The organism is Halobacillus massiliensis, assembly GCF_900166625.1.
Classification (GTDB): Bacteria; Bacillota; Bacilli; order Bacillales; family Halobacillaceae; genus Halobacillus_A; species Halobacillus_A massiliensis.
The window spans coordinates 2,167,060-2,180,296 of sequence record NZ_LT800499.1 but is presented as its reverse complement, the minus strand read 5'-3'; the positions used below and the strand labels follow the sequence as shown (position 1 = coordinate 2,180,296).

Annotated in this window: 14 protein-coding genes; all 14 read right to left on the bottom strand. The window is 41.4% G+C overall.

What is annotated here, in order from left to right; all coding sequences use genetic code 11:
- The gene (locus B7E06_RS10870) at positions 1-849 is read right to left on the bottom strand and encodes a menaquinol-cytochrome c reductase cytochrome b/c subunit (RefSeq protein ID WP_082234003.1); all 849 of its coding nucleotides are present in this window, start codon (positions 847-849) and stop codon (positions 1-3) included.
- A 28-nt stretch (positions 850-877) separates the two neighbouring features.
- Positions 878-1,552, bottom strand: coding sequence for a menaquinol-cytochrome c reductase cytochrome b subunit (gene qcrB, locus B7E06_RS10865; RefSeq protein ID WP_082234002.1), 675 nt, complete (start codon positions 1,550-1,552; stop codon positions 878-880).
- Positions 1,553-1,564: 12 nt separating this feature from the next.
- Positions 1,565-2,062: a QcrA and Rieske domain-containing protein gene (locus B7E06_RS10860; RefSeq protein ID WP_082234001.1), complete on the bottom strand. Its 498-nt coding sequence runs from the start codon at positions 2,060-2,062 to the stop codon at positions 1,565-1,567.
- A gap of 132 nt (positions 2,063-2,194) precedes the next feature.
- Positions 2,195-2,650, bottom strand: coding sequence for a DUF2487 family protein (locus tag B7E06_RS10855; RefSeq protein ID WP_082234000.1), 456 nt, complete (start codon positions 2,648-2,650; stop codon positions 2,195-2,197).
- A gap of 86 nt (positions 2,651-2,736) precedes the next feature.
- The gene (locus B7E06_RS10850) at positions 2,737-3,303 is read right to left on the bottom strand and encodes a ReoY family proteolytic degradation factor (RefSeq protein WP_082233999.1); all 567 of its coding nucleotides are present in this window, start codon (positions 3,301-3,303) and stop codon (positions 2,737-2,739) included.
- Positions 3,304-3,329: 26 nt separating this feature from the next.
- Positions 3,330-4,580 (bottom strand): tetratricopeptide repeat protein, encoded by a 1,251-nt coding sequence (locus B7E06_RS10845; protein WP_082233998.1) that lies wholly within the window; start codon positions 4,578-4,580, stop codon positions 3,330-3,332.
- 760 nt (positions 4,581-5,340) lie between these two features.
- A complete protein-coding gene (gene aroA, locus B7E06_RS10840) occupies positions 5,341-6,639 on the bottom strand; it encodes a 3-phosphoshikimate 1-carboxyvinyltransferase (RefSeq protein WP_082233997.1) in 1,299 nt (432 codons plus the stop codon).
- An 11-nt stretch (positions 6,640-6,650) separates the two neighbouring features.
- A complete protein-coding gene (locus B7E06_RS10835) occupies positions 6,651-7,748 on the bottom strand; it encodes a prephenate dehydrogenase (protein WP_082233996.1) in 1,098 nt (365 codons plus the stop codon).
- The gene (hisC, locus tag B7E06_RS10830) at positions 7,745-8,839 is read right to left on the bottom strand and encodes a histidinol-phosphate transaminase (RefSeq protein ID WP_082233995.1); all 1,095 of its coding nucleotides are present in this window, start codon (positions 8,837-8,839) and stop codon (positions 7,745-7,747) included. The genes B7E06_RS10835 and hisC overlap by 4 nt, the downstream gene beginning before the upstream one ends.
- Positions 8,840-8,855: 16 nt before the next feature.
- Positions 8,856-9,218, bottom strand: a complete 363-nt coding sequence (gene aroH, locus B7E06_RS10825) for a chorismate mutase (protein ID WP_082233994.1) — start codon at positions 9,216-9,218, stop codon at positions 8,856-8,858.
- Positions 9,211-10,293, bottom strand: a complete 1,083-nt coding sequence (aroB, locus tag B7E06_RS10820; RefSeq protein WP_082233993.1) for a 3-dehydroquinate synthase — start codon at positions 10,291-10,293, stop codon at positions 9,211-9,213. Before aroB ends, aroH begins: the two co-directional genes overlap by 8 nt.
- A complete protein-coding gene (gene aroC, locus B7E06_RS10815; protein ID WP_082233992.1) occupies positions 10,293-11,459 on the bottom strand; it encodes a chorismate synthase in 1,167 nt (388 codons plus the stop codon). Before aroC ends, aroB begins: the two co-directional genes overlap by 1 nt.
- A 256-nt stretch (positions 11,460-11,715) precedes the next feature.
- Complete coding sequence (ndk, locus tag B7E06_RS10810) at positions 11,716-12,162, bottom strand: nucleoside-diphosphate kinase (protein WP_082233991.1); 447 nt, start codon at positions 12,160-12,162, stop codon at positions 11,716-11,718.
- Positions 12,163-12,254: 92 nt separating this feature from the next.
- On the bottom strand, positions 12,255-13,226 hold the full coding sequence (hepT, locus tag B7E06_RS10805; RefSeq protein WP_082233990.1) for a heptaprenyl diphosphate synthase component II: 972 nt from the start codon (positions 13,224-13,226) through the stop codon (positions 12,255-12,257).
- Between the last annotated feature and the right edge of the window lie 11 nt (positions 13,227-13,237).

The window sequence follows — 13,237 nt, the reverse complement described above, 5'->3', positions numbered from 1 at the left end:
TTATTGAGTCCCTGGTTCACCTGGGGCCTCTTCAGAGTCTTCTTCACCTTCGCCCTCTCCTTCACCTTCTCCGCCTTCTTCACCGGTCGGATTGGCAACAAAAGCAGCTAGAGCATCAAGTTCTTCCTCAGAACCATTAAAAATTCCCTCAGGCATTTCTCCGATACCATTTTGAGCGATATCTTTGATGTTCTCTTCTGGAAGCTGAGTTTCAAGAAGTGAAGGGTAATTACCCTGTCCTTCTAAACTACCACCGTGACAGCTTGCACAATTATTTTGATAAATCTCATAACCTGCAGCTTCAGTATCAATTTCCGTTTCCTCAGCTTCAACATCTACTGCATATTGTTCCTCACGTTGAGCGTAATCCACATGAGATACTGATTCATACGTTAACCAGAATGTTGCAATGAACCCAATCATCATTAGCCCTACTGCAATAGGACGTTTAAGCGGACGGCGTTCAGGTCCTTTGTCCAGGAATGGAGCAAGTAGCAGTGCTCCAAACGCAAGTCCCGGCATTACGATAGCACCTAATACGATGAATTCTCCACCTGCATATTGATACTTAAGGAACTGGTAAAGGAATAAGAAATACCAGTCCGGGAGCGGAATATAACCTGCATTTGTTGGATCTGCCTGCTGCTCAAGCGGTGATGGGTGAGCAGCTGTTAATATTAAAAAGCCAATAAGGAAGACGGAACCGGCCAGCCATTCTTTAAGAAGGAAGTTTGGCCAAAATGCTTCCGTACGCCCAGGGTATTCTGAATAGTCTTTTGGTAAATTTGCTCGTTGTTCAGCGGTAACTCGCGAGTCACCGACGAACTTCATACCTTTTCCCCTATGCACAGCTTTCCCTCCTTGTCATCATTAAATTTTATAGTGGACCGGAAATACCTTGTTTACGAATTAAAATAAAGTGAGCGGCCATTAACCCGAATAGTGCAGCCGGAAGGAAGAAGACGTGAATCGCAAAGAAACGTGTGAGCGTTTGCGCTCCTACAATATTTGGATCCCCCGCCAGCAGCGTCAGCAGCAAATCACCAATAAATGGTGTAGCGGCAGCAATTTCCAGACCAACTACTGTTGCAAAGTAAGCTTTGTTATCCCATGGAAGCAGGTAACCTGTAAAACCTAAACCTAGCATAACAAAAAACAATAAGACACCTACCATCCAGTTGAGCTCACGTGGTTTCTTGTAAGCTCCCTGGAAAAACACCCGTAAAGTATGTAGAAATAACATTACGATTACAAGACTTGCGCCCCAGTGGTGCATCCCACGGACAATCGTACCATATGCTACTTCTCTTTGAAGGTAATAAACAGATTGCCAGGCGTTTTCGATATCAGGAACATAGTACATCGTCAAAAACATTCCTGATAAAATTTGAATAACAGTGATAAAGAATGTCAAGCCACCAAAACAGTAGACAAATGCTGAGAAATGGTGAGCCGGATTGACATGCTCTGGCACTTCGTGGTCAGCGATATCACGCCATAACGGTGTGATGTCAACACGCTCATCGACCCAGTCATAAATTTTTTGCAGCATGAATTTCGCCCCCTATCTTTCTTTTTCCAGACCAAGATAAAGCATTCCCTCTTCAACTTTCATTTCGAAGGTTGGCAGCGGAGCTGTAGGTGGTGTGCCTGGAACGTTTACCCCATCTTTAGTATAGCGCCCGCCGTGACAAGGACAATAAAACTGATCAGGATACTCCTCATTAGAGCCCCAGTCGACCGTACAGCCTAAGTGTGTGCAAATGGGTGAAAGGGCTACAAGTTCATCTTCTTTCGTACGATAGACCCAAGCTGTTTTCTGTACTTCAGATTCATACCATGCATCCACTTGATCAACCATCCACTCAAACCTCTGCGGTTCATTTGTAATTTCATCAACTGACGCGACAGACATAAATTCGCCAGCAGCCGACGGCTTTAATACAGGATCAATGGCAAACCTTACCATTGGGGCAAGCATACCTGCAGCCATAAAACCACCAACACCAGTTAGTGTGTAGTTTAGAAATTGACGACGGGATACTCTTTGTTTTTCGCTCATTTTTTTCCCCCCTCTATGCTGTAATCCATGCGACATGGATCGGTTACATACAGTTTACTAGGACATTACTATGATAGCGTAATCTTACAGCCCGGTCAATAAAATATCAAGGGCATTTGAAAGATTTAACAGTTACCAGTATGCCTGAATTAAATCGCTTACTTGACTCACCTGTTCTTTAAGAAATGATCTGGTTTCTGTGGACTGAAGATTCCCGCTGCTCAGTCCCGGAATCCAGATCAGCTGTCCGGTTAACTGTTGTTCCCATTTTTTCCATTTCGGATCAAACGTAAACAGAAAAACATGTTCAAACGGCTGTTGTTTAAACGCTTCCACCCATTGGTTCAGCCTTTCTGTTTCCTCCTCCTGCCGGCCTGTTAAATAATGATAGACTGGAGAGAGCATAATTCTTCCCTTAAATTCTTTCTCAAGCAGCTGGCCGAATACTTGATTCACTTCATTTTGAAAAGCTTCCTTTTCCATGGTTCTGTCTGAAGTCGGATCAAAGGGAACCAAAGGAATAAAAGCCGTATCGACATATTCCTTTTCCGCTGTATAAATACTTACATCATTCTTTGTCCATTGCATGACATCCTTCTCCCTTCTTTCCTTCTTTTCATTCTACTAAAAAAAATGCAAAAAAAAAGCCAACAGGTGAAATTCCTGATGGACTTTTATTTAAATTGATATTTTTTTAATGCATCTTTCACTTCAGTTAAAGATTTGGCAAGTTGGCTGAAGGAACTTTGATCCCCAATCTCCAGTGATTCATCTATCTGTTTTTCAAGAACACTCTTTTTATATAAGAGTATGCTGGAGGAAAGCAGCTGCTCCGCTTCTTCCCTGTCATTTTCATTGAGATAATGGTCTTTCGGCAAGTATGGGTTCTCCTCCAATACCAGCGCATACATCGAACATTGATGAGAGTTTTCAAAATTCATCTGGATATAAATTGGTTCATCCTGATTCATCCGCAAGTCGTGAAATGACTTCTCGGCATCATTTGTCATCACTTGCCCTTTATAGAATCGAAATGGAGGATCCTTCACTCCCTGTGCCGTTATTTCCATTCCCCGTGGGCAGAGCTTGACATCTTCTACAAAACACACATTCGTGAGTAACGATTCATGATTCATTAAATAATTAAGAATCCAAACACTTTCACGCTTTTTTAGTTGATAATGATTTAAGAACCAACGCACAAATTCTTTTTTCTCATTAACGGATATTGGTGTTTGCATATTGCGCCCCTCCTGCGCTTTATAAATTAATCACGTAGTCGATGTACGAATTCAATAATTTCTGTATCTGATGGATCAACAGCAAGGTATTCTTCTAACACTTTACGTCCTTCTGACAACCTTCCTTCTTCAATTAGGAAATATCCATAGGATTTTAAGAAGGCATCGTCTTCTTTCAAGGAAGGATAAGCCGTTTGATAATGGACTAGAGCCTGCTCGTAGTCTTCCTCTTCTTCATAAGCTTTCGCAAGTTCGTAATGAAGGTTAGGATCTTCTTCTCCCATGGAAATCAATTGATTAATTAATTCTATAATGGCTTCATAATCTCCATCGCTTTTATAATTTTCAATTAGGAAAAGGACGGCTTCCTTATAACCAGGATCAAGAGCTACAGCTTCTCTCATGTATTCATATCCAGCTTTTTTATCCCCTGCTTTATGTGAAAGTGAGCCTGCCAGATGAAACAATTCTTTATTATATTCATCTTTGGAGAGGCCTTTTTTCGTCATAGCAAGAGCTTCTTCCGGCATACCTTCTGCATCATATGCCCTTGCAAGAAGGGGATAGGCGGATTGGTAATACGGATCTTCATCTAATAACTTCTCCCACACCTTTATAGCTATATCGTTTCTCTGAGCCTGATAAGCAACAAATCCGTAACGGAACATTACTTCAGCATTATCTTCCTGAACTTGTTGGAAATAATCGAGAGCCTGTTCAAAATCACCATTTGCAGCATAAGCTTCTGCCAGCCTTGTCGCTACTTCAATATCAGCAATAACGGGCTGATGATGCATCGCATTTTCATAAAAAGGAATACATTTATTATATTCCCCATTTGAGAAAGCCAATTCTCCGAGCGCGAAATCAATAATCGCTTCATTCGGTTCAAGCTGTTTAGCAATAAGAAGTTTTTGTTCAGCAACTTCAAAGAGCCCTTGGGACTGATAGAGATCTGCCAGCTGAATCAAAGATTCCAGGTAGCCTTCATCTTCAGGTGTAAAGTCATTTAACAGCTCGATAGCTTCTTCATCTTCGTTTAAATCAATATGAATTTCTGCCATCATGACTTTCAATTCTATTTCTTTTGGATAACGCTGCATCAGCTCCTGGAGAATCATTTTTGCTTCTTCCAGCATTCCCCACTGGATATATAGCTCAGTGATCGTAAAGCGTTCCTCTTCGTCAGCCTGCGGCAGGTATTTTTGTAAAATATCGATAGCTTCTTCGGTCTTTTGTGCTTCCATTGCCTGGATCGCTTTATGAATCTCTTCCATACTTACTCCCTTTCAAGTGGTACAAAATGTTATATGTTTCTTCCTGCTGTATTTGTTTCGATCATTTATCGCTCTGTAAAAGCTCCCCCTTCATTACATTCACACCGGGGACAGCCTCATGATATAAGAAATACCCACACTCATCAACTAACTCCCCTTGAGGACAAATAAAAAGTATTGTAATGTCAGCTTGATAAGGTAGCGCGGCTATAAGGATATCTCCTGCTGCCCCACGTGTGATTGCGCCTTTCTCAATCGCATTGGTTAACCTAATAATACCATAGTTACTCCATAAGATTACCTATAAACTTTCGCAATTCGTCTCGGTATTTCTACGATTTTTGACAATGATATAAAGAGGGCTTTTGCAGCACTTTGAGTGGGGGACTCTTACCCCGTCGACAGTTTCAACCAGAAGCTTCAATAGTGAAAAATATACACGTCCTGCCGCTAAAACCAGTCATATCTATTAACATAGATACTGGAGACTGACATACACTTACCTGGAAGAGCTTTTCTCATCATGTCCCTGAATAAACCTTACCTTACAAATGCAGATGAGCGGTTTACAAACAAACTTTTCTGACAACGCATGTCGCAATAATAAAATGCAATCGGTAGTGTAACTAAACTTGTCCTTTTTCACCATCAGTTTTGATAAGACAACGGCTTTTCTATCAACATTTCACTAGAAACTAATAAGCTCTCAGACGAAAAACCTTTATCAGGTTTTATATATCGTATGAGAGCATTAGCTAAACTATGAAGTTTTCTTTTGAATTTCATTAAAATGTTCAAAAAATTCTGGATATGAAATATCTATACTTTTTGGATTAATTATTTCCACAGGACCTTCAGCTATATAAGAGGCAATCGCTCCCATCATCCCTATACGATGGTCGCCGTAAGAGTTCACAGTTCCGCCGTTTAAGTTAACTGGTCCGTTAATGATCATTCCGTCTTCTGTCGCTTCAATATCCGCTCCCAGCGCTCGAAGATTAAAAACTACAGAATCGATACGGTTTGTCTCTTTCACCTTAAGCTCTCCTGCATCCTTAATAACCGTCTGCCCTTCAGCTTGAGTAGCAGCTAGTGCAATGATAGGTATCTCATCGATCAAGTTCGGTATCAAATCACCTTCAAGAGTTATACCATTTAACTTACTGCTCTTAATAGAAACATTACCAACAGGTTCATGACCAACACGCCCTGTTTCCTCAGTCTTAATATCGGCACCCATCTGTTCAAGAGCTGTAATAATACCATTTCTTGTTGGATTTAACCCAACCCCCTCGATTAAAATACTACTGCCTGAGGTGATCGCAGCTGCCACTAAAAAGAAGGCAGCAGATGATATATCTCCTGGAACTCTTAAATCTGAGGATTTCGGCTGCTGATTTCCTTGAATAGTAAGCTTCTGTCCCTCTTTTTGTATATGAATACCATATTCGGACATCAGCATCTCTGTATGATTTCGTGTAGTCCCTTTTTCAATAACATTTGTTTCTCCTTCAGCAAGCATTCCAGCTAAAAGAAGAGCGGATTTTACCTGAGCACTTTTTACACTCATTTCAATAGTAGCCCCGGTAAGCTCACGACCCTCAAATGCTAATGGAAGCAAGCGGGCTTCTTCCCTTCCCGATATCTTAGCCCCCATTTCTCTCAGAGGAAGAACGACACGGTCCATGGGGCGTTTCGATAAGGAGGCATCTCCAAACGCTGTACTGAAATGAGGAAGGGCTGCTAGTACACCGCTTAACAAGCGTGCTGTCGTCCCGGAGTTTCCAAAGTTAATCGGCTGTGTGGGGGTTTGTAAAGCATTTATACCTTTTCCGTAAATCGTTACCTCTTTTCCTTTACGTTCAATTTCCACTCCAAATTCCCGAAAAGCCTGGACTGTTCGAAGACAGTCTTCTCCTGTTAAAAAATTTGTAATATGCGACGTTCCCTCTGCCAGTGCTGAGAAAATTACGGCGCGATGAGAAATTGATTTATCCCCGGGTACTGAGAGATTTCCGGAAAGCCCCTCTTTTAAGGGGTTTAACTGAATACTGGACATAACTTTCCTCCTTACTCCTCTATCATCAATTCATAGCCGCTTGCCCTTAATAAGTCATAGCTTTTCTGCTGCTCTTTATCTGATGGAAAACTAATCCTCAGCACACCGGTAATACCTTCGCGTACTTCGAGGATTTCAATATTTTTAATACTGATTTCTTTCTCTGCGAGCTTTTTAATGACCTTATGAATGGCACCAGGCTGATCATGAATATCTACATACAAATCATAAAAGGATGGGATAGCTCCTTTTTCTTTGGCAGGAAGACCGTCCCTGTATTTTTTTGCTTCCACTAAATATTGATAGGTGGATTCCTTGTCTCGTGCTTTTAATAACTGCTTGATGTCAGCCATTTCTTCCATCCAGTCATCCAGCATTTGAATAAGCAGGTTCCGGTTCTGGAAAAAAATGTCCTGCCATAGTTTAGGATTGCTTGAAGCGATCCGTGTAATATCACGGAATCCGCCGGCGGCTAAATGTTCAAGATATGGATGCTTTTTCTGCCACTCCCGTGCCTGATGAACGAGTGAAGAAGCAATCAGGTGGGGAAAGTGAGAAATGACGGCTGTCATTTCATCATGTTCTTCTGTATTAAAAGTTAAAAAGCGTGCTCCTGTTTCTGAAAAAAGATCTTTCAATGCTGCTGCATCTTCGCTTGAACTTCCTGCTGCAGGTGTAAGGACATAAATCGCATTTTCAAATAAATGAGGTTTCGCCGCCGAAAAACCCTGTTTATGAGACCCTGCCATCGGATGCCCTCCTACAAACATTACTTTAGGATTTTTCAGCCGTTCAGCAGCCTTAAGTACCTGATTTTTTACAGATGATACATCTGTGACAAGAAGCTTATGATCTAATTCCAATCGATCAAGCTGTGATAAGTAATCGACAGTCATTGAGATAGGGGTTGCTAAGACAAGAACATCGGCCTTCCGGCAGCCTTGTTCGAAATCTTCTACTGGTTCTTCAATAACTCCTTGCATTAGAGCCATTTCAATTGTTTTTTTATTTGGATCCATTCCGATAACCCGGTACCCTTTTTTCTTAACCGTGTTCATCGCTAGTGATCCGCCAATTAATCCAAGTCCTACAAAAAATACGGTTTTCATGTAGTCACACTCTGAATTTTTTCTTTAATTTCTTTCTGAATGACGTACATATCCTCTTCTTTACCGATAGTTAAACGGATCGATTGAGGCAGTCCAAGAGCTTCCCCGGATCGCACGATAAATCCTTTACTCAGTAGGTGTTCAAACATCTCATCGCCGCTGATCGGCAGGTGAATAAGTACAAAGTTTGCCTGTGACGGATAGTATTCGATGTCATTTTCTTCGAGAAACTTAAAGAGTTCTTCCTTGGATTTCTTATTACTGGCAATTGATTCATTAATAAATGATTGGTCATCAAGCGCAAGTATGGCGGCTGCCTGGGCTATTGTAGATGTATTAAAAGGTTCCCGCGCCGGTTCCAGCGTCTGAATTATAGATGGAGAGGCAACGCCATAGCCAATTCTTAAACCAGCTAAACCATAGGCTTTCGAAAAAGTACGTAAAACGATTAAGTTTTCGTAATTATTTAAGTCAGCAAGTGACTCAAAACGGTTATCTGCATCCATGTATTCATAGTAGGCTTCATCTATTACAACAAGCACATGAGATGGCACGCTTGAGAGGACGAGTTTCACTTCACTTTCTGTCATATGAACACCAGTAGGATTATTAGGAGTACATAACCATAATACTCGTGTCCGCTCATCTATTTGGTCAAGCATGGCTTCGATATCATGATGACCGTTCTGTAAAGGTACTTCCCGAACCTCTGCCCCTTCGATCAGGGCGTTATGACGGTACTGTGGGAATGTAGGAGTAGCCATGACTGTGTTCGCTCCCGCTTCAAGAAATGTGCGACAGATGATCTGGACGATCTCGTCTGATCCATTACCAAATATAAGCTGTTCTCCCTTAACATTAAGAAAACTGGCCATTTTTTTTCTTAGAGCGGCAGAATAACCATCAGGATATTTTTCCAGCTGGTTTATTAAAGCGGGCAGCTGTTCCTTTACTTGACTTGAGAAACCGAATGGATTTTCATTAGACGCAAGCTTAACGATACGATCCAATCCGTATTCTTCTTTTACTTCTTCAATTTGTTTCCCGGGTTTATAGGGTTTCATATTCTTTAATATTTCTTTAGCCTGCATGACTGATGAACTCCTCTCAATTTTTTAAGTCTGGTCTTAAAGCTATAGCTTCATGGTGATAAATATGCTCCACTTTATCCTGATCGCGTTCTGTGTTAACGGTCATCATAACACGAATGCACATCCCTAAGCTTTCAGGCACTGGAATTTCTGTCATACACATGACGGGCACGTATGTCCATCCTTCCAATTTTCTAAGAGATTTAGCTGGAAACGCTGCATTTAAATCATTCGTTACGGTAAAGAATACGGACACAACGTCTTTAGGATTAACGTCATTTTGGTGAACCATATCACGCACGAGCTCATAAGATCGAGTTACGATTTCCTCTGCGTCGTTCTTTTCTACCGTAGTCGCTCCTCTAATTCCTCTATTCAATACGGCTCACCTCTCCAATAAATTGTTCCAAATAGTGAGTAAGTTCTTCATTACTTACTTTTTTGACAACCGGCTTCCCGATTTCTTCTAACATGACAAAATGAATATCTTCTTTAACGGTTTTTTTATCCCATTTCATCCGGTGTACGAGCTTTTTAGTGTCAGCATTTACAAGTGTCTCCATGGGATAATCGTTAAGGGTAAGCCACTTAAAGTAAGAATCAACCGGCAGACTGCTCTTTAATTTCTGTTGAGATACCCTCATCGCAAAGGCAATGCCAATAGCAACGGATTCACCATGTGTAATATCTCCATAACCGAGCTCTGCTTCAAGCGCATGGGCAAGTGTATGCCCAAGGTTTAAGTGTTTCCTGACACCCTGTTCTCTTTCGTCATTCTCGACGATTCTAGCTTTTACTTTAATTCCGCTCAAAAGGTAATCTTCCAGCTCTTCTTCTGTAACTTCTGTAACCTTCTTACTTTTTAATTCGTTATACCAGGATTCATCGCTTAACAAGGCATGTTTAATAACTTCCCCGTACCCTGAACGAATTTCTGCTAAAGGAAGACTTTGGAGAGTTGCCGTATCATAAACCACTTGAACTGGATTATAGAAGGAACCGATTAAGTTCTTGCCTTGTGGATGATTGATGGCAACTTTACCACCTACACTGCTGTCGTGAGCCAGTATAGAAGTAGGCATCTGAATGAAATCGATACCCCTTAAGTAGGTAGAGGCTGCAAAACCGGCCAAGTCCCCAACCATTCCACCGCCAAGTGCGACAATCAGCGACTGCCTGTCCAGCTGATTGTCAATGCATTTATCAAGCAGGTTTCCGTAATGCTCGATGCTTTTTGATCCTTCTCCGGCAGGCACGACGGCTGAAAAAACTTTTGTACTTTTAGAAAATGCAGCTTTTACATCTTCCAAATATAAATCAGCAACTACTGAGTCGGAAATCACAAGTACGCTTGCATAATCATTCTTTATTAATGTATCCAGTTGATGACGCAGCGAACGGCCAATCATAACTTGATAATTATGGGTAGAAGAATGGATTGTCAGTTCTTTCATTAAAACTCACGCACTTCTTCTCTGTAATCATCGACGGCTTTTTTCAAGCGCGGAAAGTAATCAGAAGGAAATTCCTCTGTAATTGCTTTTGCCAGTTCAAATGCGACAATATGCTCCATAACGACGGAAGCCGCTGGAACAGCACATGAATCAGAGCGCTCGATACTGGCCTGGAAGGGTTCTTTTGTTTCAATATCTATACTTTGCAATGGTTTATATAAAGTAGGAATAGGCTTCATGACCCCTTTTACAACAATCGGCATTCCTGAAGTCATACCGCCTTCAAATCCGCCTAAATTATTCGTTCGGCGGTAGTAGCCCCGCTCCTCGCTCCATAGGATTTCATCATGGACCTTGCTGCCATTTCTGCGGGCGGCTTCAAAACCTATTCCGAATTCGACCCCTTTAAAAGCGTTAATACTCATTACCGCACCAGCGATTTTTGCATCAAGCTTGCGATCGTACTGAACGTAAGATCCAATTCCCGGCGGCATGCCTTCTACATAAACTTCACATACTCCACCAATAGAATCTCCTTCTTTTTTAGCAGTATCGATCGCTTCCATCATTTTCTTTGCAGCCGCTTCGTCAAATGTTCGAACCGGAGAATCTTCTGAAATACGTGCACGTTCTTGAAGGCTCATCGTCTCATCAACCTCACTGACAATGCCTGCAATTTCCCGAACGTAACCCGCTACCTCAATTCCAAGCTCCCGAAGCAAAACTTTCGCTACAGCTCCAGCTCCTACTCGAGCGGCTGTTTCTCGTGCTGATGAACGTTCCAGTACGTTTCTCATATCACGGTGGCCATATTTCAAACCTCCGTTTAAATCCGCATGACCAGGACGCGGACGTGAGATGGTGCGTTTTACTTCAGTTCCTTCAGGCAGGGGATCTTCTCCCATAATATTTATCCAGTGCTTAAAATCGTCATTATGAACGACTAAAGAAATTGGTGATCCGAGAGTATATCCATGACGGACTCCGCTTGTAATATCAACTAAATCTTTCTCTATCTGCATCCGGCGTCCACGGCCGTAACCTCCCTGGCGGCGGATTAAAGACTCATTAATTTGCTGAGGAGTCAGGGGCAGATGTGAAGGTACCCCTTCAATAATTGTAGTTAGTTGTTTGCCATGTGATTCTCCTGCAGTAAGATAGCGCATATTATGTTTTCCTCCTCAATTCTAAATTTTATGTACTACTATATCACAACGATTAAGGGTTGTGTTCTTTAAAAATTCAATCTTTTATAAAAAAATTAAAAAACTTAATTTCTTCTCATGAATGAAAGCACTGTATCTCTTTTACAGGTTAAAGCATTAAATCAAAACTGTAAATGGTTTAACTAAATAAAAAAGAGAGCCATTTGTGAAAAACCTTCAAGAAAAAGGCTTTTAAATGGCTCTCTCACCCAGGAATTTAGTAAACCCAGGCTAGGCTGTCTTTGTTGTAATCTATAAGCTCCTGCTTATTGAAGAAAAGTCCAATTTCGCGCTCGGCACTTTCTGATGAATCCGAACCATGAATAACATTTTTACCAACGTTTACTCCATAGTCCCCGCGTACTGTCCCTGGAGCAGATTCTTTCGGGTTAGTAGCTCCCATCATTAACCGTGCGGTTGAAATTACGTTCTCGCCTTCCCAGACCATTGCAAATACTGGGCCGGAAGTAATAAAGTCAACCAATTCATTGAAAAATGGTTTTCCTTTATGTTCACCGTAATGCTCTTCTGCAAGAGTCCGATCAATTTGCATGAGCTTAGCGCCGGCCAGCTTAAAACCTTTCCTTTCAAACTTTGCGGTAATATCACCAATTAAACTACGCTGTACTCCATCAGGCTTAATCATTAAAAATGTTTTTTCCATCGATAAACACCTCAACTTATGTAATGTTTGAAAGCGCTTTTAAATAGCACCATAAAAGATTTTACCAAAAGAGACCCTCAGTGGCAAACCTTTTATACCCTTCTTTTTCCAATATACTTAGCTATTCCTTTTAATGTTTGTTTCGCTCGGTTTGGCGGAAGTGTATCAAGCGCTTCATACGCCTTATCCAAATAACGATCACTGATCTTTAATGCCTTCTCAATTGAACCATTGGTTTTAATTGTTTCTATCAACTCACTCATATGATGAGCTTTCAGGTTCTCTTTCATAAAAAGCTCGGTTAAATCGGCTTTAAATTCTTTGTCTTCGCACATAGAAATAAAAACAGGCAGCGTAATATTTCCTTGGAGAAGGTCGCTTCCCGCCGGTTTACCTAACTGTTCTTCCGATTCTGTAAAATCAAGAACATCGTCAATAATCTGGTAGGACATGCCCACATAGTATCCATAACGGTATAGCGCCTTTTCCTCTTCTTCTTTTACCCCTGCTGCTATAGCTCCCAGCCGGCAGCTTGAAGCGATGAGAATAGCAGTTTTACGCTTAATTCTTCTTAAATACTGGCGTAAATTCTGCTGCACATCATACTTGTCCTTAATTTGTTCAATTTCCCCCAGACACAGCTCAACCATCGTTTTAGCAAGGATTTGATGGGCTCTTGGGTCATTTAAAGTAGATAGGTTTTCCAGTGAGCGGGCAAAAATGTAATCACCCGTATACATTGCGATCCGGTTATCCCATTTGGATTTAATGGTAGGCTCTCCACGTCTTACTTCTGCTTCATCAATGACATCATCATGGACAAGTGAGGCGGTGTGAATCAATTCTAAGGAAACGGCCACAGCCTTCATACGATCAATCTGATAGTCTCCGAACTTACCTGCTAACAGGACAAATACAGGGCGGATCCGCTTCCCTCCAGCATTAAGCAGTTGGCTGGAAGCTTCACGAAGCACCACATTATTTGACTGAATGGTTTCATTAACAGCATCTTCAATAGTGGCTAAATCTTGTTTTAAAAAAGAATAAATCATGGCTAGTTTCATATTCTTCATCC